The organism is Arthrobacter sp. SPT-J7 (genome assembly GCF_059089965.1).
This window is the reverse complement of sequence record NZ_JBNHFF010000002.1, coordinates 18954-41048: the sequence shown is the minus strand read 5'-3', so window position 1 is coordinate 41048 and position 22095 is coordinate 18954. Positions and strand designations below refer to the sequence as shown.

Annotated in this window: 22 protein-coding genes and 1 pseudogene; 19 read left to right on the top strand and 4 right to left on the bottom strand. The window is 65.3% G+C overall.

What is annotated here, in order from left to right; genetic code table 11:
- The first annotated feature begins 280 nt into the window (after positions 1–280).
- The 18 genes and pseudogenes from rho to murA all read left to right on the top strand — a co-directional run bounded on the left by rho (position 281) and on the right by murA (position 17878).
- Positions 281–2377 carry a transcription termination factor Rho gene (rho, locus tag AC5RWX_RS03025; protein WP_493938852.1) on the top strand — a complete coding sequence of 699 codons (2097 nt, stop codon included), beginning with the start codon at positions 281–283 and terminating at the stop codon, positions 2375–2377.
- A 206-nt stretch (positions 2378–2583) separates the two neighbouring features.
- Positions 2584–3663, top strand: a complete 1080-nt coding sequence (gene prfA / locus AC5RWX_RS03020) for a peptide chain release factor 1 (protein ID WP_493938854.1) — start codon at positions 2584–2586, stop codon at positions 3661–3663.
- 6 nt (positions 3664–3669) lie between these two features.
- A complete protein-coding gene (prmC, locus tag AC5RWX_RS03015) occupies positions 3670–4515 on the top strand; it encodes a peptide chain release factor N(5)-glutamine methyltransferase (RefSeq protein WP_493938856.1) in 846 nt (281 codons plus the stop codon).
- Between the two features lie 18 nt (positions 4516–4533).
- A pseudogene (locus tag AC5RWX_RS03010) lies at positions 4534–5193 on the top strand (L-threonylcarbamoyladenylate synthase); the annotation flags it as partial.
- A gap of 11 nt (positions 5194–5204) precedes the next feature.
- Entirely contained in the window at positions 5205–7079 is a 1875-nt protein-coding gene (locus tag AC5RWX_RS03005) for a polysaccharide biosynthesis protein (protein ID WP_493938858.1), read from the top strand.
- Positions 7076–8089 carry an MraY family glycosyltransferase gene (locus tag AC5RWX_RS03000; RefSeq protein WP_493938860.1) on the top strand — a complete coding sequence of 338 codons (1014 nt, stop codon included), beginning with the start codon at positions 7076–7078 and terminating at the stop codon, positions 8087–8089. The genes AC5RWX_RS03005 and AC5RWX_RS03000 overlap by 4 nt, the downstream gene beginning before the upstream one ends.
- A gap of 96 nt (positions 8090–8185) precedes the next feature.
- A complete protein-coding gene (locus tag AC5RWX_RS02995) occupies positions 8186–8698 on the top strand; it encodes a Cg1360 family ATP-synthase-associated protein (protein ID WP_493938862.1) in 513 nt (170 codons plus the stop codon).
- Positions 8688–8960, top strand: a complete 273-nt coding sequence (locus AC5RWX_RS02990; protein ID WP_493938863.1) for an AtpZ/AtpI family protein — start codon at positions 8688–8690, stop codon at positions 8958–8960. Before AC5RWX_RS02995 ends, AC5RWX_RS02990 begins: the two co-directional genes overlap by 11 nt.
- A gap of 86 nt (positions 8961–9046) precedes the next feature.
- Positions 9047–9853 (top strand): F0F1 ATP synthase subunit A, encoded by an 807-nt coding sequence (atpB, locus tag AC5RWX_RS02985; RefSeq protein WP_493938864.1) that lies wholly within the window; start codon positions 9047–9049, stop codon positions 9851–9853.
- Between the two features lie 65 nt (positions 9854–9918).
- Positions 9919–10134 carry an ATP synthase F0 subunit C gene (gene atpE, locus AC5RWX_RS02980; RefSeq protein ID WP_127511455.1) on the top strand — a complete coding sequence of 72 codons (216 nt, stop codon included), beginning with the start codon at positions 9919–9921 and terminating at the stop codon, positions 10132–10134.
- Between the two features lie 48 nt (positions 10135–10182).
- A complete protein-coding gene (locus AC5RWX_RS02975) occupies positions 10183–10731 on the top strand; it encodes a F0F1 ATP synthase subunit B (protein ID WP_493938865.1) in 549 nt (182 codons plus the stop codon).
- Positions 10731–11543 carry a F0F1 ATP synthase subunit delta gene (locus AC5RWX_RS02970; RefSeq protein WP_493938866.1) on the top strand — a complete coding sequence of 271 codons (813 nt, stop codon included), beginning with the start codon at positions 10731–10733 and terminating at the stop codon, positions 11541–11543. The genes AC5RWX_RS02975 and AC5RWX_RS02970 overlap by 1 nt, the downstream gene beginning before the upstream one ends.
- A 104-nt stretch (positions 11544–11647) precedes the next feature.
- Positions 11648–13285 (top strand): F0F1 ATP synthase subunit alpha, encoded by a 1638-nt coding sequence (atpA, locus tag AC5RWX_RS02965; RefSeq protein ID WP_493938916.1) that lies wholly within the window; start codon positions 11648–11650, stop codon positions 13283–13285.
- A gap of 71 nt (positions 13286–13356) precedes the next feature.
- Positions 13357–14250, top strand: coding sequence for a F0F1 ATP synthase subunit gamma (locus tag AC5RWX_RS02960; RefSeq protein WP_493938867.1), 894 nt, complete (start codon positions 13357–13359; stop codon positions 14248–14250).
- A 59-nt stretch (positions 14251–14309) separates the two neighbouring features.
- Positions 14310–15773, top strand: a complete 1464-nt coding sequence (atpD, locus tag AC5RWX_RS02955) for a F0F1 ATP synthase subunit beta (RefSeq protein WP_493938868.1) — start codon at positions 14310–14312, stop codon at positions 15771–15773.
- A 5-nt stretch (positions 15774–15778) separates the two neighbouring features.
- Entirely contained in the window at positions 15779–16072 is a 294-nt protein-coding gene (locus AC5RWX_RS02950; protein ID WP_493938869.1) for a F0F1 ATP synthase subunit epsilon, read from the top strand.
- Positions 16073–16078: 6 nt separating this feature from the next.
- Positions 16079–16510 carry a DUF2550 domain-containing protein gene (locus AC5RWX_RS02945; protein ID WP_493938870.1) on the top strand — a complete coding sequence of 144 codons (432 nt, stop codon included), beginning with the start codon at positions 16079–16081 and terminating at the stop codon, positions 16508–16510.
- Between the two features lie 87 nt (positions 16511–16597).
- The gene (gene murA / locus AC5RWX_RS02940; RefSeq protein ID WP_493938917.1) at positions 16598–17878 is read left to right on the top strand and encodes a UDP-N-acetylglucosamine 1-carboxyvinyltransferase; all 1281 of its coding nucleotides are present in this window, start codon (positions 16598–16600) and stop codon (positions 17876–17878) included.
- An 89-nt stretch (positions 17879–17967) separates the two neighbouring features.
- Here the strand turns inward: murA and AC5RWX_RS02935 are convergent, their stop codons facing one another.
- The 3 genes from AC5RWX_RS02935 to nucS form a co-directional block, all read right to left on the bottom strand.
- Positions 17968–18171, bottom strand: coding sequence for a cold-shock protein (locus AC5RWX_RS02935; RefSeq protein WP_136787594.1), 204 nt, complete (start codon positions 18169–18171; stop codon positions 17968–17970).
- 264 nt (positions 18172–18435) lie between these two features.
- On the bottom strand, positions 18436–19665 hold the full coding sequence (locus AC5RWX_RS02930) for an N-acetylglucosamine-6-phosphate deacetylase (RefSeq protein WP_493938871.1): 1230 nt from the start codon (positions 19663–19665) through the stop codon (positions 18436–18438).
- 52 nt (positions 19666–19717) lie between these two features.
- Positions 19718–20413, bottom strand: coding sequence for an endonuclease NucS (gene nucS, locus AC5RWX_RS02925; protein WP_493938872.1), 696 nt, complete (start codon positions 20411–20413; stop codon positions 19718–19720).
- A gap of 70 nt (positions 20414–20483) precedes the next feature.
- On the opposite strand from nucS, the gene AC5RWX_RS02920 reads away from it, so the two are divergent.
- Positions 20484–20810 carry an Rv1322 family protein gene (locus tag AC5RWX_RS02920; protein WP_493938873.1) on the top strand — a complete coding sequence of 109 codons (327 nt, stop codon included), beginning with the start codon at positions 20484–20486 and terminating at the stop codon, positions 20808–20810.
- A gap of 1 nt (position 20811) precedes the next feature.
- Here AC5RWX_RS02920 and AC5RWX_RS02915 read toward each other — a convergent pair whose 3' ends face one another.
- Positions 20812–22095, bottom strand: coding sequence for an AI-2E family transporter (locus AC5RWX_RS02915; RefSeq protein ID WP_493956905.1), 1284 nt, complete (start codon positions 22093–22095; stop codon positions 20812–20814).

Sequence of the window (22095 nt, the reverse complement as noted above, 5' to 3'; positions counted from 1 at the left end):
CCGAGTAGCCGTTGAGGCAGGATCCCCGTTCCAGGTGCAGCCTTTCAGGAGCCTTCCGCGGCACTCAGGCGTTGCTGCCGGCCATCGGCCGGACAGGACCTCACTCGTTCCAGCCGGACGGCTTGTTTCAAGGGCTTTCATATCTGTTCACCCGGATTTTCCTCGGCATGATGCCGCAGGCAATAACGGACCCCGGCCGGGCTTCTCATGCAACGGTCGGGTGGCAAACAACGCGGTGCGCTTCATATGCACACCGCCCGACGAGGGGGAAGGATCCTTCGTGACCGAAACCACTGACCTGACTGCAGGTGTGGAAACAATAGACTCTCCTGCACCGAAGAGTGCAGGCCTTGCCGGCCTGAAGCTGGCCCAACTGCAGGTGCTGGCCGGACAGCTCGGCATCACCGGTGGCTCCCGGATGCGCAAGGGCGACCTCGTCGCCGCGATTTCCGACCACCAGCGTGGCTCCTCAGTCGCCGACCGGGCGGCCAAGAAGGTGGACCAGCCGACACGCACCGAAGCTCCGGCCCAGGCCAAGGAAGCTTCGGCTCCGGCCAAGGAGGCCCCGGCCAAGGAAGAGACCACTGGCACCGCGGGCGAGGGCGCCGGCAGCAAGTCCGGCGGTGACCTCAACAAGGCCGCCGAGCGGGTCAGCCGTACCCGCAACCGCAACCGTCGCGCCAGCAGCGACGGCACGGTGGCGTCTGCCGAGGGCGAGGCCACGGCCGCGACCACCGCCGCCGCCGCGCCGGCCGAAGCCCCTGCCCAGGCTCCCGCAGTGGAGACCGTCCAGGCCGACGGCGAAGTCCGCCAGGAGCGCCGCGGACGCGGACGCAACCGCCGTTCGGAATCCGGCCAGCAGGACGTAGCCGAAACCAAGGGCGATACCCAGCAGGAAACCGCCGAAGCCGGCAAGCAGGACGAGAAGAAGGACGGCCAGGACGGCGCCGGCCAGCAGCAGTCCGGCCGCGGCGAGGGCCAGTCCGACCGCCGCACCCGCGATCGCACCCGCAGCCGCAACGAATCCGACCGCGACGCAGGTCGGGACAACCGGGACAACCGTCAGGATGACGGCGAGGACGGCGGCCGCGGACGCAACCGCAACCGCCGCAACCGCCGCGACAATGACACCAACACCCGTTACCGCGACCGCAATGAGCGCCGCCGCGGCCGCGAACGCGGTCCTGACGTCGACGACACCGAGATCTCCGAAGACGATGTGCTGCTGCCCGTCGCCGGCATCCTGGACGTGCTGGAGAACTACGCCTTCGTGCGCACTTCCGGCTACCTGCCCGGACCGAACGACGTCTACGTCTCGCTGGCCCAGGTCAAGAAGTACAACCTGCGCAAGGGCGACGCCGTCGTCGGCGCCATCCGCGCCCCGCGCGACGGCGACTCGGGCGGCCAGAGCAGCCGGCAGAAGTTCAACGCGCTGGTCAAGCTCACTTCCGTCAACGGCAAGCCGGTGGAAGACAACAAGGACCGCGTGGACTTCACCAAGCTGGTTCCGCTCTACCCGTCGGAGCGCCTGCGCCTGGAGACCGAGCCGAAGAAGATCGGCCCCCGCGTCATCGACCTGGTGGCGCCGATCGGCAAGGGCCAGCGCGGCCTGATCGTCTCCCCGCCGAAGGCCGGCAAGACCCTGATCCTGCAGTCCATCGCGAATGCGATCACCACCAACAACCCTGAGGTCCACCTCATGATGGTGCTGGTTGACGAGCGGCCTGAAGAGGTCACCGACATGCAGCGCACGGTCAAGGGCGAGGTCATCGCCTCCACCTTCGACCGTCCCGCCGATGACCACACCACGGTGGCCGAACTGGCCATCGAGCGTGCCAAGCGCCTGGTGGAAATGGGCATGGACGTGGTGGTCCTGCTGGACTCGATGACCCGCCTGGGACGTGCCTACAACCTGGCCGCTCCCGCCTCCGGCCGTATCCTCTCCGGCGGTGTGGACTCGTCCGCGCTGTACCCGCCGAAGCGCTTCTTCGGTGCCGCCCGCAACATCGAAAACGGCGGCTCCCTGACCATCCTCGCCACCGCTTTGGTGGAGACCGGGTCCAAGATGGACGAGGTCATCTTCGAGGAATTCAAGGGCACCGGCAACATGGAACTGCGGCTGTCCCGCTCGCTGGCGGACAAGCGCATCTTCCCGGCCGTCGACGTCAACGCCTCCGGCACCCGCCGCGAGGAAAACCTGCTCTCGCCCGAAGAGGTCAAGATCATGTGGCGCCTGCGCCGGGTCCTCTCCGGACTGGACACCCAGCAGGCGCTGGAACTGCTCACCGGCAAGATCCGGGAAACGCAGTCCAACGTCGAGTTCCTGATGCAGGTCCAGAAGACGACGCTCGGCTCGAAGGCTGAGAACGACAAGTAGCTGGTTTATAGCCGCTGATTTTTTGCCGGCCCCGCCCCTACGCCGGGCGGCCCAGGATCTGCGATCCTGAGCCGCCCGGCTCCGGTAGGCCCGATGCCACTCCCGGGCCGGCAAAAAACTCAGCGGCTGTTGCTGTTAAGTCACCTTTCCGTCCCCGTCGTTGTGGTTGCTATTTAGACTTGTTGTGAGTCGAAAGAGGTTTGAAGATGTTTGAGTCCGTTCAGGGGCTGTTGGATGAGCATGCCCAGCTGCAGAAGGAATTGAGCGACCCTGCTGTCTATGCCGATCAGGCGCGGGCGCGGAAGCTGGGGCGGCGGTCGGCGGAGCTGAACGGCATTGTGGAGGCGCACAAGCGCTGGTCGCACCTGTCGGACGATCTGGAAGCGGCCCGCGAACTCGCCGATGAGGATCCGGAACTGGCGGCCGAGGTTCCAGGGCTCGAGGCCGAACTCGAGACCGCCCAGGAACGGCTCCGCCGGCTGCTGATCCCGCGCGATCCGGACGACGCCCGCAATGTGATCATTGAGGTCAAGGGCGGCGAAGGCGGCGACGAAGCGGCGCTGTTCGCGGGCGACCTGCTGCGGATGTATATGCGCTATGCGGAGTCGCGCGGCTGGAAGACCGAAATCATCTCGGCAACGGAATCCGATCTGGGCGGCTACAAGGACGTGCAGATGGCCATCAAGGGCAATTCCAACGACCCGGCCGAGGGCGTGTGGGCCAGAATGAAGTTCGAGGGCGGCGTGCATCGTGTGCAGCGTGTCCCGGTGACCGAATCCCAGGGCCGCATCCACACCTCCGCCGCGGGCGTGCTGGTGCTGCCCGAAGTGGACGAACCGGAAGAAATCGACATCAGCCAGAACGACCTGAAAATCGACGTCTACCGTTCCTCAGGGCCCGGCGGCCAGTCCGTGAACACCACCGACTCGGCGGTGCGCATCACCCACCTGCCCACAGGCATCGTGGTGGCGATGCAGAACGAGAAGTCGCAGCTGCAGAACCGTGAGGCCGGTATGCGTGTGCTCCGTGCGCGGCTGCTGGCCCACCAACAGGAGCAGATCGACGCCGCGAACTCCGAGACGCGCAAGTCGCAGATCCGCACCATGGACCGGTCCGAGCGCATCCGTACCTACAACTTCCCGGAAAACCGGATTGCCGACCACCGCACCGGCTACAAGGCCTACAACCTGGACGCGGTGATGAACGGCGAACTGGAACCCGTGATCCAGTCCGCCATCCAGGCAGACGAGGAACACCGGCTGGCCGCCCTGGGCGAGGAAAACTAGCCAGCGGTGCCCGGCACGAGTCTTGCCGAAGCCCTCTCCGCCGCCGCCGCGCGGCTGGCAGAGGCCGGCGTCCCTTCGCCGCGCGTGGACGCCGAGTTGCTGGCCGCCCACCTGCTGGGCGTTTCGCTCGGTCGCGTCCGTGCGCTGGCGCTGATGGACGCGGAGTCTCCGGCCGGTCTGGAGGACTTGGTGGCCGAACGCGCCACCCGGGTTCCGCTGCAGCACATCACCGGCCGGGCCTTCTTCCGGCACCTTGAGCTGCAGGTGGGACCGGGAGTCTTCGTGCCGCGGCCAGAGACCGAAACGGTCGCCCAGCGTGCAATCGACCATGCGCGGGCCCTGCCCGCTGCCAAAGTAGTGGACCTGGGCACCGGCTCCGGTGCCATCGCCGCCGCCGTCGCCAGTGAAGTGCCGACGGCCACCGTGTACGCGGTGGAGCTTAGCGACCTTGCACATGCCTGGGCCGAACGGAACCTCGCGCCGCTGGGCGTCAGGCTGTTAAAGGAGGACCTGCGCACCGCGCTGTCCGCGCATGACGGAACCTTCGACGTCGTCGTGTCCAATCCGCCCTACATTCCCGCCGAAGCGATCCCGCGTGAGCCCGAAGTCGCCGACCACGATCCGCAGATGGCACTCTACGGCGGGGGAGCGGACGGTATGGAGTTGCCGGCCGCCACGGCGGCAACCGCTGCGCGGCTGTTGAAGCCCGGCGGCTACTTCATCATGGAGCATGCCGAGGTCCAGGCCGCAGCGGTGTTGTCCCTGCTGGACGCTGCCGGATGCTGGCAGCAGGTGGCTACCGAGTACGATCTAACCGGGCGCGAGCGGGCCACGTCCGCTCGACGGTTATGAGAATGGAACAATGAAACTGTGAGCACCACGTTCAACTGCACCGACGCCGCAGACCGCAGCGAGGGACTCGCGGCCGCACAAGCCGCCCTCGCCGACCGGCAGTGTGTTGTCATGCCCACCGATACGGTTTACGGGATCGCCGCCGACGCGTTCTCGCCCCAGGCGGTGGCCACCCTGCTGGCAGCCAAGGGCCGCGGGCGGAAAATGCCGCCGCCGGTCCTGGTGCCGCGACCGCAAACCATGGACGGCCTCGCCACCGACGTGAGCGACGAAGCCCGCGCCCTTGCCGATGCCTTTTGGCCCGGCGGCCTGACGTTGATTTTCCGTGCCCAGCCGTCGCTGACCTGGGACCTGGGCGAAACCAAGGGCACCGTGGCGCTGCGCATGCCCGACGACGAGCTGGCGCTGGAACTGCTGGCAGCCACCGGACCGTTGGCCGTTTCCTCCGCCAACCGCACCGGCCACCCCTCGGCCCAGACGGCCGCGCAGGCCAGGGAGCAGCTGGCTGAATCGGTGGACGTCTATTTGGAAGACGGTTTCCGTCCTGCCGAGGGCGCGACGGCGGTGCCCTCCACCATCGTGGACTGCACCTCCAGCCCCCTGCGGGTGGTGCGCGAAGGCACCATCAGCCTGGAAACCTTGCGAACCGTCGTCCCGGATGTCCTTGGCCTGGGGGAGACGGTGGAAGCATGAGCCGCGTTTCCGCTCTTCCCCCCGGCAAGACGGCCAGCAGCGACCGCGCCTTGTGGCTCTGGTCGCAGATCCTGCTGGACTCCCTGGCCTGGGTTGTGGCGATTGTGCTGGCCGTTTTCCTGCGCTACGAAATGGCGCTGAGCCCCGCCAAGATCCCCGGCATCATCCTGCTGTGCGCACTGGCGATCGCGGCCCAGGTGGCCGTCGGCTCCGCCTTCGCGCTTTATAAGGGACGCTACAGTTTCGGCAGTTTCCACGAGGCCAAGCTGCTGGTCATGGTGACCATCTCGGTGTCCGTGATCCTGACCGTCGGACTGCTGACGTTCGGTATCTCGCTGGGCATCGCCCGCGGCACCGGCCTGATCGCGTTCCCCTTCGCCTGCTTGTTCATGGCGGCGGTGCGCTACCTGAAGCGCATGTATGTGGAAAGCAAAGCCAAGCCGGGCGAACAGGCCGAACGCACGCTGATCTACGGCGCCGGGTTTGTCGGCAACAACATCGTCACCCGGATGAGCAATGATCCTGCCTCGCCGTGGCTGCCGGTGGGACTGATCGATGACGATCCCGCCAAGAAGCACCTGCGCATCGCGTCCGTTCCGGTGCTGGGCAGGATGGAAGACCTGCCGGAAATTGTGCACCGCACCCAGGCAACCGTCCTGCTGGTGGCGATCGCGGACATCGACTCCGTGCAGATGCGGAAAATCTCCGACACCGTCGCCGGCCTGAACGTACGGGTCCTGGTGGTCCCGCCGCTGAAGGACATGCTGACCGGTCGGCAGGACTTCTCCTTCCGCGAAGTGGCGATTGAGGACCTGATCGGGCGCCAACCGGTGGATATCCACGTGGAAGAAATTGCCCACTACGTGACCGGCAGGCGGGTGCTGGTCACTGGCGCCGGCGGGTCCATTGGTTCCGAGCTGTGCCGGCAGATCCACGCCTTCCAGCCGGCCGAACTGATCATGCTGGACCGCGATGAGACCGGTTTGCAGGGCACCCAGATTTCAATCACCGGCCAGGGCCTGCTCACCGGCAAGGATACGGTGCTGGCCGACATCCGCGACGCCGGTGCACTGGAAGCCATTTTCTTGGACCGCAGGCCCGAAGTGGTGTTCCACGCTGCGGCGCTGAAGCACGTTTCGCTGCTGGAGCAGTATCCGGAAGAGGCCTGGAAGACCAACGTGCTCGGCTCGCTGAACGTGCTGCGCGCCGCCCGCGCTGCCCGAGTCGAGACTTTCGTCAACGTTTCCACCGACAAGGCAGCCAACCCCACCACCGTGCTGGGCCATTCCAAGCGGGTAGCGGAGAAGCTCACTGCCTGGGTGGCGCAGGAAACCGGACTGAAGTATGTCTCCGTGCGGTTCGGCAACGTGCTGGGCAGCCGCGGATCGGTGCTGCCGCTGTTCAGCGAACAGATCCGCAAGGGCGGTCCGGTCACGGTGACCGACGCAGAGGCCACCCGGTTCTTCATGACCATCCCGGAAGCGTGCCAGCTGGTGATCCAGGCCGGCGCCATCGGCACCGGCGGCGAAGTGATGATTTTGGACATGGGCGAACCGGTCAAGATCCTGGATGTAGCCGAGCGGATGATCGCGATGTCGGGCCGGGACGTGGAGATTGTCTTCACCGGCCTGCGCCCGGGCGAAAAGCTGCACGAAGACCTGATCGGGGACGGCGAAAGCGATTCGCGGCCGCTGCACCCCAAGATCTCGCACGCGAGCATCGAGGGACTTGATCCGGACCGGATGAGCCTGGCCGACTGGAAGAGCCGGCAGCATCTGGTCTCCGCATCGACCGGCGCGCTGGACACTGTCCCAGTGGCAATGGCGCCGGATGACAACCTTGAACCCGACGAGCGGGAGCGGGCCTCGTGACCACAGCCGTGGTGTCCGTTGTTGCAGCCCTTCTGCTGAGCCTCCTTCTGCCGTTTGGGCTGATCCCGCTGCTCAAACGGCACGGAGTGCTTGACGTGCCGAATGAACGTTCGTCGCACACGCGGGCCGTGGTCCGCGGCGTCGGCATCACGGTGGCGGTCGGGCTGGTGGCCGGGCTCCTCATTGCAGGCTTCGGCAATGCCGCGGAATTCCCGCAGTTGCTGCTCGCGGTCGCGGTCGTGGCGGCGGCGGCAGCGCTGCTGGGCTGGGTCGAGGACTTCCGCGGGCTGTCCATCCGCGGCCGGGCCGCGCTGCAGCTCGGCATCGGCGCCGGCGGAACCGCACTGGCCATCGAACTGACCGGCCAGACATGGTGGTGGCTGCCGCTCGGCGCCCTGGCCCTGGCCGCCTACATCAACATCGCCAATTTCATGGATGGCGTGAACGGGATCTCCGGGCTGCACGGAACCGCCGTGGGATTGATGTTTGCCGCCACCGGAGCCGTGACCGGCCATGGCTGGCTGGTGGTCGGCGGCGCCGTCGTGGCCGCCGCGTTCGTGGCGTTCCTGCCCTGGAACCTCGGGCGCGGCAACGTCTTCCTGGGCGATGTCGGCAGCTACCTGTTGGGTGCCTCCCTGGCCATGCTTGGCCTGACGGCTTTCCTCGATGGAGTAGCCGCCGAGTACCTGTTGGGGCCGGTGGCCATCTACCTGGCGGATACTCTCGCTACGCTGCTGCGCAGGATCAGTGCGGGGGAGCGGTGGTACGCGCCGCACCGCACGCACGCCTACCAGCGCCTGACGGACGTGGGCTTCAGCCACCTGCAGTCGGCGCTGCTGGTCACCGGGTGCTCGCTGCTGACCGGTTTTTGCGGCTACTTGGCCGCCGAATCAGACCTGTTGGGCAAGGCCGCCGCCATCGTGGCAGGCGCCGCCGTCGTTGTTTTCTATTTGCGTTCCCCGGTAATTTTCAGCCGGCGGTCGGCCAAGGCTGCCGGACCGACAGCGTAACAGCGGGTCGCGCATCGTCGGCCAGTTCTATCTCATGTAGAATTATTTCGGCCGCTTCCGGCCAGCTGCTCCGACTGCGACCGAAACGGACCCACCATGCGCGCTACCCGCCACCACGGCACTCCAGCCGCTGGCGGAGCCGTCGACGTTTCCGGCCCGACCCGGTCGCCCTGGCTGAAAATCCTCCGTGCTTCCCTGCTGGCAAGCGGCGCAGCTACCGTGCTGATCATCACGACGTCGGCCATCGCGGCCGGCGCAGTGGGTGCGGTGAGCGCCCTGCTCGGCGCGGTGCTGGTAATGCTGTTTTTCGCCATCAGTTTGCTGGTGGGCCATTTTGTCGGACGGTCGAATCCGTCCGGTGCCATCGGCGCTTTCATTGCCACGTACATCATCAAAGTCGTGGGATTCGGCGCCGCACTGTTCATGATCGGGACACCGGGCTGGTTGGAACGGACCTGGTTCTTCGTCGCGGGAGTAGCCGCCGTCGTCGTGTGGCAGGCCGCTGAGGTGTTCGCGTTTTCGCGCACCCGGCATCAGCTGTACGCCGAGCCCGAGCCAGCGCCGGAAGACAGCCAGCAGCCGAAAGGGGAGTCCGGCCATGGCAGCTAAAGGCTCATCCGACCCGGCGCGCAACGATTCCGGCGACGGCTCCACCTACCAAGGCGGCAACACCGTCCTGACCTATATAGTTGGCGGGATCATTGCCTGGGGTTTGATAGGCTGGGCCTTGGACTATCTGCTGGATACCCGCTGGCTGATTTTCGTCTGCGCCGTTCTAGGCGCTGGAGGCGGATATTACTTGGCCCGCAAACACAAGCTCACGCGCGGCGCTCGGCGTCGCCATGAGGGCGGCCCGGGGGACCACACCTAAATGTCAGACAACTTCATATGGTGGCCTGCCTTGACGGCGACCCACCCTGAAACGCCCAAAGATGGACACTGCAGAGAGGAAACGCGTTGATCGCGCTTGCGCTTCCGGCGGCCGCTAATGAAGGTGGCTTCGTCCCACCGACCCTCGAAGACATGCATCTACCGGAGATTCTTCCGTGGATGGCCCCGTACGGCGAGGGCTTCGGCAAGCAGATGCTGCTGGTCCTGCTGTCCGTCGCCTTGATTTCCTGGTTCTTTATTGCCGCCGCCCGCCGCCGCCAGCTTGTCCCCGGCAAGCTGCAGTACCTGGGCGAAATGAGCTACAACTTTGTCCGCAACTCGGTGGGTAAGGACATCATCGGTGAGCGCGACTTCAAGCCTTTCGTGCCGCTCTTGTTCTCGCTGTTCTTCTTCATCCTGGTGAACAACCTTTTCGGCTCCATTCCGCTGATCCAGATGCCGACGACGTCCCACGTAGGCACGGCCTACGCCTTGGCCGGCATCGTCTACGTCACCTGGATCGTGCTTGGCATCAAGAGGCACGGCATCGGCTACTTCAAGCTGGCCGTGGTCCCTTCCGGTGTACCGAAGGCGATTCTGCCGCTGGTCGTCCTGATCGAGATCATCTCCACCTTCCTGGTCCGCCCGGTCACGCACAGCCTCCGTCTTTTCGCCACCATGCTGGCCGGCCACCTGATCATCATGCTGGCCGCAGCCGGTACGCAGTTCCTGCTGGTGGACGCTGATTTCTTCTTGAAGCCGCTGGGCGTCCTCACCCTCGCCGGCGGCGTCGGCATGTACTTCTTCGAAATCCTGATCCAGGTCCTGCAGGCCTACGTATTCGTCCTGCTGACCGCGATCTACATCCAAGGCTCCCTGGCCGAGGAACACTAAATTTCCCCTCTGGGGAAGAACCTGAACCAAACAACCTGCCCTCTGGGCATCTTGAAAGGAAAAAAATGGAAGGCAACATCCAAGGCAATATCAACCTCGTCGGTTACGGTCTCTCCGCTATCGGCGGTGCCATCGGTGTGGGTCTCGTGTTCGCTGCTTACATCAACGGCGTTGCCCGCCAGCCGGAGGCACAGCGCGTGCTGCAGCCGATCGCGTTCCTGGGCCTGGCGCTGACTGAAGCTTTGGCCATCCTTGGTCTGGTGTTCGCGTTCGTCCTCTAATCAAGGCAACGCGAACCATCCACACCGAATAGATAGGACGGGTGAGATATGAATCAGGCAATGATCCTCGCCGCCGCGGAGGGTACTAACCCTCTGATCCCTAACGTCTGGGAAATCCTCGTCACGTTGATCGGCTTCGCGATCCTCATGTACATCGTCGCCAAGTTCGTCGTTCCGGCGTTTGAGAAGACGTTTGCAGAGCGGACCGAAGCCATCGAGGGCGGGATCGCTAAGGCGGAGGCAGCTCAGGCTGAAGCCAGCGCTGCACTGGACGAGTACAAGCAGCAGTTGACGGAGGCCCGCACGGAAGCCAACCGCATCCGTGAGGATGCCCGCGCCGAAGGCGCCCAGATCCTGGCGGAGCTGAAGGAGAAGGCACAGTCCGAAGCCGCACGCATCAGCGAGCAGGCTCAGGTGCAGATCGACGCCGAGCGTCAGGCTGCTGTGACCTCGCTGCGCAGCGAGGTTGGTGCCTTGGCGACCGAGCTGGCCAGCAAGATCGTTGGCGAAGCGCTGGACGACGACGAGCGTTCTGCGCGCGTCGTGGACCGCTTCCTTGCCGACCTTGAGTCCCAGAGCGCAGGTGCTGCTAAGTAATGGCCGGTGTATCGAGCGAGTCGCTGAAAGCGGCACTGCAGGAGCTGGAAGCTAAGCTTCCCACCGCTTCGCTGTCCCTGGCCGAGGAACTCTTTAGCGTCCTGGGTCTGTTGGATAGCAATGCCGGACTGCGCCGTGCCCTGACCGATCCGGCGCGCGACAGCAAGGAGAAGGCCGAACTGTTCGGCCGTCTCCTCGAGGGGAAGGTCTCGGCGGAAGCGCGGGACATCGTCACCTCGCTCGCTGCCAAGCGCTGGGCTTCTGCGCGCGACATCGGGGACGCCTTGGAGACCCTCGCGGCCACCACCGCTGTCGTCGTTGCAGAGAAGGGCCAGGGTGTTGACGGACTCGAAGGTCTGGAGAGCGACCTGTTCGCGTTCAACCGCGTTGTCGGGTCGGATCACGACCTGCAGCGTGCTTTGGTTGAGCCCCAGGCATCGGACGAAGCCAAGACGGCGCTGGCACTGCAGCTGGTGCCGAATGCCGGACCGGCAGCCCGGCTGCTGATCCGGCAGGCGGTGACCGCACCGCGCGGCATCAGGCCCACGGCACTGGTCGAACGGTTCGTCCAACTGGTGGCCAAGCGCCAGCAGCGCTGGATCGCGGAGGTCAGCGTCACCCGTCCGCTGACCAGCGAACAGACAGCCCGGCTGCAGGCTGGTCTTGACCGGCTGTATGGTCGCGGGTTGAAGATGAACGTAAACGTTGATCCGAGACTTGTTGGCGGCGTGCGGGTCATGGTCGGGGACGAGGTTGTGGACGCGTCCGTGATCTCCCGCCTGGCTGAACTTCGCAGGAGCCTCTCGGCGTAGTTTCCTCACGGAGACTGGCACCGGAAGCCTCACACAGACTGAATTAAACACCGGTCATCGTGCACCACGCGATGATCACAAACACAGGAGAGCAGGGACTGCAGATGGCCGAATTGACCATCAACGCCGACGACGTCCGCAATGCGCTGAACGAGTTCGCGGCGTCCTATGAACCCGGAAGCGCCGAACGGGTCGAAGTCGGCCACGTGACCACTGCCAGCGATGGCATCGCCCGCGTCGAGGGTCTTCCCTCGGTTATGGCGAACGAACTGCTGCGTTTCGAGAACGGCGTACTGGGTCTGGCCCAGAACCTCGACACCCGCGAAATCGGCGTCGTGATCCTCGGCGACTTCACCGGCATCGAAGAGGGCATGGAAGTTCACCGCACCGGTGAGATCCTGTCCGTTCCGGTCGGTGACGCCTACCTTGGCCGCGTGGTGGACCCGCTGGGCCACCCGATCGACGACAAGGGCCCGATCGAGTCGGCCGAACGCCGTGCACTGGAGCTGCAGGCTCCGGGCGTCACCCAGCGTAAGTCCGTGCACGAGCCGCTGCAGACCGGTATGAAGGCCATCGACGCCATGATTCCGATCGGCCGCGGCCAGCGTCAGCTGATCATCGGCGACCGCCAGACCGGCAAGACCGCCATCGCCGTCGACGCCATCCTGAACCAGAAGGCCAACTGGGAGTCCGGCGACGTCGCCAAGCAGGTCCGCTGCATCTACGTGGCGATCGGCCAGAAGGCCTCGACCATCGCTGCCGTCCGCCAGACCCTGGAAGACAGGGGCGCGCTGGAGTACACCACCATTGTGGCGTCGCCCGCATCCGACCCGGCCGGCTTCAAGTACTTGGCGCCCTACGCAGGTTCGGCCATCGGCCAGCACTGGATGTACGGCGGCAAGCACGTCCTGATCATCTTTGATGACCTTTCCAAGCAGGCCGAAGCCTACCGTGCCGTGTCGCTGCTGCTGCGCCGCCCGCCGGGACGCGAAGCTTACCCGGGCGACGTGTTCTACCTGCACTCCCGCCTGCTGGAGCGTTGTGCCAAGCTCTCCGACGAGCTGGGCGCGGGCTCGATGACCGGCCTGCCGATCATCGAGACCAAGGCAAATGATGTCTCGGCCTACATTCCGACCAACGTCATCTCGATCACGGACGGCCAGATCTTCCTGCAGTCCGACCTGTTCAACGCCAACCAGCGTCCTGCCGTTGACGTGGGTGTCTCCGTCTCCCGCGTTGGTGGCGCAGCACAGGTCAAGGCGATGAAGAAGGTCTCCGGCACGCTGAAGCTGGACCTGGCCCAGTACCGCGATATGCAGGCCTTCGCCATGTTCGCATCGGACCTCGATGCGGCATCCCGCCAGCAGCTGACCCGCGGTGCGCGGTTGATGGAACTGCTCAAGCAGGGCCAGTACACGCCGTACCCGGTGGAAGACCAGGTTGTCTCCATCTGGGCCGGTACCAACGGTTACTTGGACGATGTTCCGGTCGAGGACGTTACCCGCTTCGAGACCGACTTCCTCTCGCACCTGAAGCACCGCAGCTCGGTACTGACGACCATCGCGCAGACGAACCTGCTCGAGGATTCCACGGTGGACGAGTTGAAGTCGCAGATCGCAGACTTCAAGCAGGGATTCTTCGGGGAGGGCGACAACCGTCTGGTTGGCGCCGGCCGCGAAGAGTACGATGCCCTGGCCGAAGACGAAGTCGCCCAGGAACAGATCGTCAGGCAGAAGCGCTAATTCATCTTCGTTGATCGGGCGGGACCACATAGCGGTCCCGCCCGGCCGCCGAGGACGAGGAAAGGAAGAGTATGGGAGCCCAGATTCGGGTCTACCGCCAGAAGATCGCATCGACTTCGTCGCTGCGGAAAATCTTCAAGGCGATGGAGCTGATCGCCGCCTCACGCATTGGCAAGGCCCGCAGCCGTGTCGCGGCCTCGATGCCGTACGCCAATGCGATCACCCGTGCCGTTTCTGCTGTGGCTTCGCAGTCCGAGATCGACCATCCGCTGACCACCGAGCCGGAGCAGATCCGCAGGGCCGCCGTGCTCGTGCTGACCTCCGACCGCGGTCTGGCGGGGTCGTACTCCGCGTCCGTGCTGAAGCAGGCCCAGGCTTTGACTGAGCTGCTTCACGGAGAAGGCAAGGAAGTCCGCCACTACCTGGTCGGCCGCAAGGCGCAGGCCTACTTCGACTTCCGGAACATCCAGTACCAGCAGGTCTGGACGGGTGGCACTGACTCTCCGGAGTTCAGCACCGCCCGCGAGATCGGTGAGGAACTGCTCTCCGACTTCAACACGCCGTTCGAGGACGGTGGCGTGGACGAGATTCACATCGTCTACACCCGCTTCAAGTCCATGGTCGTCCAGGAGCCGGCGGTCATCCGACTGCTGCCGCTGGAGGTTGTGGAAGAAGAGGCCACCGAGGAGACCGACCTGCTGCCGCTGTACGAGTACGAGCCGGAGCCCGAACAGGTTCTGAACGCACTGCTGCCGCGTTACATCGAATCGCGCATCTTCGCGGCTATGCTGCAGGCTGCTGCCAGCGAGCTTGCAGCCCGCCAGCGAGCGATGAAGTCCGCCAGCGACAACGCCACGGACCTGATCGAGAAGTACACGCGACTGCGCAACAACGCGCGTCAGGCAGAGATCACGCAGGAACTCACCGAAATTGTCGGTGGCGCGGACGCCCTGGCAGCGTCCTAATCAGTCCCTGCAGCAACAGCACACATAAACCACGCCATCGAAACTGAGAAGTGAGAAAGATGACTGCCCAAACCATCGAGCACGGAACCGGTTCCGTCGCTACGGGCGCTACCGGCCGTATCGCCCGTGTCATCGGCCCGGTTGTCGACGTCGAATTCCCGGCGGACGCAATCCCCGCAATGTACAACGCCCTCACCGCTGAGATCACCCTCAACGGCGAGACCCGCACCATCACCTTCGAGACCTCGCAGCACCTGGGCGATAACCTGGTTCGCGCCATCTCGCTGCAGGCTACTGACGGCCTGGTCCGCGGCACCACGGTGCAGGACCTTGGCTCCCCAATCACCGTGCCCGTGGGCGACGGCGTCAAGGGCCACATCTTCAACGTTTTGGGCGAACCGCTGGACGTTGAAGCCTCGCAGTTGGAGATCACCGAGCGTTGGCCGATCCACCGCAAGGCGCCGAACTTCGCCGAGCTGGAAGGCTCCACCGAGATGCTGGAGACCGGCATCAAGGTGATCGACCTGCTGACCCCGTACATCAAGGGCGGCAAGATCGGCCTGTTCGGCGGCGCCGGTGTAGGCAAGACCGTGCTGATCCAGGAAATGATCACCCGTGTGGCCCGCAACTTCGGCGGTACTTCCGTGTTCGCCGGTGTCGGCGAGCGTACCCGCGAGGGTAACGACCTCTGGGTGGAAATGGAAGAAGCCGGCGTGCTCAAGGACACCGCTTTGGTGTTCGGCCAGATGGATGAGCCGCCGGGAACGCGTCTGCGCGTGGCCCTGTCTGCCCTGACGATGGCGGAGTACTTCCGCGATGTGCAGAAGCAGGACGTGCTGCTGTTCATCGACAACATCTTCCGTTTCACCCAGGCCGGTTCCGAGGTCTCCACGCTGCTGGGCCGCATGCCCTCCGCCGTGGGCTACCAGCCGAACCTGGCCGACGAGATGGGCGTGTTGCAGGAACGCATCACCTCCACCAAGGGCCACTCGATTACGTCGATGCAGGCGATCTACGTCCCCGCGGATGACTACACCGACCCGGCTCCGGCGACCACCTTCGCCCACTTGGACGCGACCACGGAACTTTCCCGTGAAATCGCATCGCGTGGCCTGTACCCGGCCGTGGATCCGCTGACCTCGACGTCACGCATCTTGGATCCGCAGTACATCGGACACGACCACTACAACACCGCTGTGCGCGTGAAGCAGATCCTGCAGAAGAACAAGGAACTGCAGGACATCATTGCCATCCTCGGCATTGATGAACTGGGCGAAGAAGACAAGATCGTCGTCGCCCGGGCCCGCCGCATCCAGCAGTTCCTGTCGCAGAACACCTACACCGCCAAGCAGTTCACCGGCGTCGAGGGTTCCACGGTTTCCATCAAGGACACCGTGGAAGGCTTCAAGGCCATCTGCGACGGCGAGCTCGACCACATCGCCGAGCAGGCCTTCTTCAACGTGGGCGGCCTGGACGATGTTGAGCGCCAGTGGGCCAAGATCCAGGAACAGACCGGGAAGTAAGGCCTGTGGCTAATAATTCTGCTGAACTGGAAGTTGAGATTGTTGCCGCGGACCACTTCGTGTGGTCCGGCCAGGCAACAATGGTCAAGGCGCGGACCAGCGACGGCGAAATCGGGATCCTGCCGGGACACTCCCCGGTGCTGGCCATCCTGGCAGCCGGAGAGCTGGCCATCGAGCCCGTGTCTGGTGACCGCATCAACGTTAATGTCGACGGTGGGTTCTTCTCCGTCGACAGCAACCGGGTCGTCATCGTTGCAGATAATGCGACGGTTGGCGACGAGGCCACGGCGACCAGCTAGCCGCCGGTGAACGGTCTCGACATCACGTTCGCCATCCTGGCCGCAGTCTTCCTGCTGCTGGTGTTGGCACTGATTGCCTTCGGAGTGCGCCGCTATCAACTGCGGCGCACTCTGGGCACCTTCGACGCCTCCATCGCCATGCTGCCCGGCAGCTGGCAGATGGGGGTTTGTCGTTATACGGACACCCATTTGGAATGGTTGCGCCTCCTGTCGCTGAGCCCCAAGCCGCGCTACAGGTTCCGGCGCAGTTCGCTGGAGCTGCAGGGCTGGCGGCAACCGACCGAAACCGAGCGGGCCAAGATCCAGCCCGGTGCGATCGTCGTGATGCTCACGCATGAAAAACAGGATCTGGCGATGGCGATGACATTCGATGTCTACGCCGGTCTTTCGTCTTGGCTGGAAGCCGGGCCGGTGATCGGCATCGGCACCTGGCGCTAGGCCTGGATGAAACGGCGCGGTTCCCCCGGGAGCCGCGCCGTCAGCCGTTAAACAGCACAACTCCGGCACAACCGTAGGATGGATTCCATGCATGAGGTGATCGTGGTGCGCGGGCCCAGCACGCTGAACGGGCGAGTGGAGGTCTCGGGCGCGAAAAACAGCGTCCTGAAGCTGATGGCCGCAGTGCTGCTGGCGGAGGGGCGGTCCACGATCACCAACGTGCCGGATATCCAAGATGTCTGGATCATGTCGGAACTGCTGCGCCGGCTTGGTTGTGCGGTGGACTACGACGTCGACGCTGCCAGCGTCCACATCGACGTGCCGGCCGAACCCGCGCACCAAGCCGACTACGACCTGGTTCGCGCCATGCGGGCCTCCATCTCCGTGCTGGGCCCGCTGGTGGCCCGCTGCCGCCAGGCCGAAGTCGCGCTGCCCGGGGGAGACGCCATCGGCAGCCGTGGACTGGATATGCACCGGGCCGGGCTGGAGCAAATGGGTGCCAGCATCAGCATTGACCACGGCTATCTGGTGGCCAAGGCGCCGAACGGGCTGCACGGCGCCCACCACCGCCTGCCCTATCCGTCCGTCGGCGCCACGGAGAACCTGATGATGGCGGCGACGCTGGCGCGTGGAGTGACGGTGATCGACAATGCCGCGCGGGAACCGGAAATCACCGACATCGCCGACCTGCTGGTATCGATGGGTGCGCGGATCGAAGGGATCGGCTCGCCCACTCTGGTGATCACGGGCGTCGAGCGCCTGCACCCGGTGTGCCACAGCACCGTGCCGGACCGGATTGTCGCCGGTACCTGGGCCTTTGCCGCGGCCATCACGGGCGGGACCGTGGATGTCGCCAAGTCCAATCCCGGCCATCTGACCGTGGTGCTGGACAAGTTGTCGCAGGCGGGCTGCCAGATTACCCGCAGGGACGACGGATTCACGGTGGAAGGGCCGCAGCGCCCGGACCCGATCAACGTCTCCACGCTGCCGTATCCGGGCTTCCCCACGGACCTGCAGCCGTTCGTTGTTGCCTTGAACGCCGTGGCCAACGGGCACGGAATGGTGACGGAAAACGTGTTTGAAGCACGCTGGGGGTTCACCGCCGAATTGTCCCGGTTGGGTGCGGTGGTGCGGTTGGACGGCCACCACGCACTGATAAAGGGCGTCCCGCAGCTCTCCGGCGCTCCGGTCGAAGCCAACGACATTCGTGCCGGTGCCGCGCTGGTGATCGCCGGGCTGGTGGCGGAAGGGACTACCGAAGTGCACGGCGTGGAGCACATCGACCGGGGTTACGAGCGGTTCGACGAGCGTCTGCAGGCCTTGGGCGGAGACGTGGTCCGGCAGGGACCGCCTACCGTGCCGGCCTGACCCAGCACGCAGCAGAACCCCTCCGAAACCGTCCGGAGGGGTTCTGCTGGCGGTGCGCTGCCGTCGGCCGCGCGGTGCTCAAGCCGAAGCTAGATGACAGTGACGCCGGTGGCCTGCGGGCCCTTGGCTCCCTGGCCGATCTCGAAGCTCACGCGCTGGTTTTCATCGAGCGTCTTGAAGCCGCCCGACTGGATTTCGGAGTAGTGAACGAAGACATCTCCGTCTGCCTCATCCGGAGTGATGAAGCCGAAGCCCTTTTCCGCGTTAAACCACTTGACGGTCCCCTGTGCCATTTAAATCTCCTCATCGTGGAACAGAATCAAGCCGGTACACCTCGTACCAACCCGGTTACTCCGTGGAAGATCCGAACAACAAAGGCCGTCAGGCCGGACGCTGAGGAGCTTCACACTCGCAACATGTCTTGCGAGCATGAATACTTCACCTACACAAAGACTGAGTCAAGCATCACATACGTTTATACGGGCGGTCAACGGTACAAAGGTAGATTCAATTCAAATTAAGGAAGAGTTCGCCCCGTGGTTACGCCGCCGTCCGCTTCAGCGCGGCAGCGGGTCCAGCCAGCGGCCCCAGCGCAACACTGCCGTCAAGGCCAGGTCCCGGGTGGTCACCAAAAGGTCGGCCCTGAAGCCGCGGGCCAGCGCGCCGGCTTCCTCCGCCCGTCCGAGCGCCGCGGCCGGTACTGCGGAGGCGGAGGAAACGGCAGTCTCCAGCGGGACTCCGGCGGCAATTGCGCCGCGCACCACGTCCAGGAGGGTGGCCGTGCCGCCCGCCAGGGCACCGCTGGCGGCCACCCGCGCGACGCCGCCGCTGACGCTCACGTCGTTGCCGCCCAGCACATACCGGCCGTCGCCCAGTCCGGTGGCCGCCATCCCATCGGACACCAACACGATGTTGGCGCCGCCCACCAGATCAAACACGGTCAGCACGGTCTCCGGGTCCAGGTGGGTTCCGTCGGCTATGAGTTCGACGGCGGCGCGTCCGGCCGCGGCGGCGCGCAGACAGGCTGCCGCAGCGCCGGGGGAGCGGTGGTGCAGGGGTGGCATCGCGTTGAACAGGTGCGTGACGAGCGGCCGCCGCTGGTTCCGGTCGGAGCCGGCCTGCGCCAGGCCCTCCGAAGCGCGGACCAGCGAGGCGGCGGCTGTCGCGGCATCGGCGTTGGTGTGCCCGAGGGCAGGTGTCACGCCGAGCGCCGAGAGCAGGTCAACCAGTTCGTCGGCACCGTCCAGTTCCGGGGCATAGGTCATGGAGAACAGGTGCCCACCGGCCGCCTGGACCAGCACGGTGGCGAAGCCGGTGTCCGGGGCAAGCAGGTGTTCGGCGTTCTGCGCGCCGCAGCGGGCTGGCGAGAGGAAGGGGCCTTCGGCGTGGACGCCGGCGAGCAAGCCCTCGCCGGTCAGTTCCCCCAGCAGTCGCACGGCCCGCAGCATTTCGTCCCGGGGACCGGCCATCGTACTGGCCACCAGGGTGGTGGTTCCGCTGCGGTGCAGGAAATCGACGGCGCGCCGGACGCCCTCTTCGTCTGCGGAGGAGAAATCGCCGCCGTAGGCTCCGTGACAGTGGGTATCGATCAGTCCGGGCAGCAGCAGGCTCTCTGGCGGGAGGTCCACTTGGTGCCAGCCGGCGGGCTCGAAGTGTGAGGCGGGGCCGGCGTATCGGATGCGGTCGCCCTCAAAGGCGACGACCCCGTCGTCGAGCGAGGTTCCTGAGGAGACGATCCGGCCGCGGACGTACTGCGGTTGCGGACCGGTCCGCCCGGGGGAGCTCATGGTCCGATTCTAGGCCGGTGCCGGTCCCGGCTGCGGATCGGAGAGCTCCGGCTCAGAACAGGCGGGATTCGGCGTCGTCCACGCCGCGCATCTCGTCGTAGTCCAGGGTCAGGCAGGTGATGCCGCGGTCCGTGGCGAGCACCCGCGCCTGCGGCTTGATCTGCTGCGCGGCGAAAATACCCTTGACCGGGGCCAGCAGCGGATCGCGGTTGAGCAGTTCCAGGTAGCGGGTCAACTGTTCCACGCCGTCGATGTCGCCGCGCCGTTTGAGTTCAACAGCCACGGTGCCGCCGTCGGCGTTGCGGGCCAGAATGTCCACCGGGCCGATCGCGGTCATGTATTCGCGCCGCACCAGCGTGTGGCCCGGTCCGAGGCGGTGGATCTGCTCCGCCAGCAGGCGCTGCAGGTCGGCCTCCACCCCGTCTTTGACCAGCCCCGGGTCGACGCCCAAGTCGTGGCTGTACTCGTGCAGATGCTCGTGGATGCTGATCACCAGGCGGTCATCGCTTTTGGCGTGCTGGACGTGCCAGACTTCCTGCACGCCGGACTCTGCGTCATCGGACTCCGGTTCGGTGACCCGCAGGGTGGCCGGCGGGCTCATCCAGTTGAGCGGCTTGTACGAACCGCCGTCGGAATGGATCAGGACGGAGCCGTCCGCTTTCACCATCAACAGGCGCGTGGCCAGCGGAAGGTGGGCGCGGAGGCGGCCGATGTAATCAACGGAGCAACGGGCAATGACAAGACGCACAGTAGGCCACTTTACCTTTGCCGGACGGGTGGTTCGGTCCGCGCCGTGGCGGTGGGGCAGAATGGATAGCATGCCCCGATCGAACCGTCCGCGCCGCCGTTCGGGGACGGGCAACAGCAAATGGACACGGGGAAGCGAACTGGACCTGGACCGCGCCCGCGCCGGCATCCCCGAGCGGCAGAATGCGCCGGACGGCGAATGGAACGTCCGGCGGATTAGCGGCTCGAACGCCGCCAAGGACTACATCTGCCCGGGCTGCCACCGAACGATCGGTCCCGGAATCGAGCACCTGGTGGCCTGGCGCGCGGATTCGCTGTTCGGCGGCGAAACGGCCCTGGCCGAGCGGCGGCACTGGCACCCGCGCTGCTGGCAAACCCGCAGTTTCCGTTACCGCTGAGTCAGTTGCGGTCCTGCCGCACAATGAAGACGTCCTTCAGCAGCAACATCACCGAGGCTGCCACCGGAATCGCCATCAGCGCGCCCAGCACCCCCAGCAGCGAGCCGCCGGCAATGACGGCGATCACCGCCACCGCCCCGGGAACCGCAACAGCCCGCTGCATGACGCGCGGCGAAACGAAATAGGCCTCGATCTGCAGATAGGCAAAGTAGATGACGGCGAACAGCGCCGCCGTCTGCCAACTCACCGTCAGGGCCACCAGCGAGACGAGCGCACCGGCAATCACCGCACCGATCAGCGGGATGAAGGCCAGCAAAGCGACGACGAACGTCAGCAAGGCCGTGAACGGCACCTGGGCAATGGTCATGGCGATGAAGGCGACCGCTGCATTGATCAAGGCGACGCACGCCTGACCGATCACATAGCTGCCCACGCTGCTGCTGATTTCTTCGGACAGGCTCTGCACATGCTGGCGTTTTGACCGCGGAGCCAGCCGGTAGGCCCAGACCTTCAGCGCCGGAAGCGACGCCAGGAAGTACAACGTCAGCACCAGCACGATCAGTGCGCCGAACGCCCCTTGCAGGACGGCGCTGCCGACGCCGAGGACACCGCCGAAGATGCCGGTGACGTTTTCGGAATTGGCAAAAAACTTCGCCAGTTCGACGTCGATGCGCTCTCGGACCTGGAACTGCTGATCGATGGATTGGAAGAAAGCCGAGTTCAGGAAGTTGTCCACATAGCGTGGTGCATTGGCGACGATCTGGGTGGTCTGGTTGACGATGGTCGGGATGAGCGTGGAGATAAAGGCAGCGACCAACCCGGCCAGGATCAGCACCACAATGATGACGCCGGCCGGACGCGGAAGCCCCTTGCGTTCCAGCCACCGGACAATCGGGTCGAGGCCCAAGGCAATGAACAGCGCCGCCGCAATCCACGCCAGCAGACCACCGACGTTGGTGAGCACAAAGTACAGCAGCAGGGCGAAACCGACGCCGACTGTAGCCATGAAACCGAAATGGATGGGATGCCGGGCGGGGGACCAGTCTGTGGTGGCTCCCTCAGGGCGCGCAGCAGCCGGATCAGTTCCTTCGGGCGGCATCTCGAACCGGACGCGGGGCCGGGCACGCGGCATGGACGCCCCGATGCGACCGAGTGCGCTCAAGACGGCACGCTGCCGTGCCGCCGACAGGGGTGCCGACTCAGGTGGGCCGGCCGGTGGTTCCCCCGGCGCACCGGCGGCAGGCCGGTGGTCTTTGGCATCCGGTCCATTGCCGGCGCCCGGCAT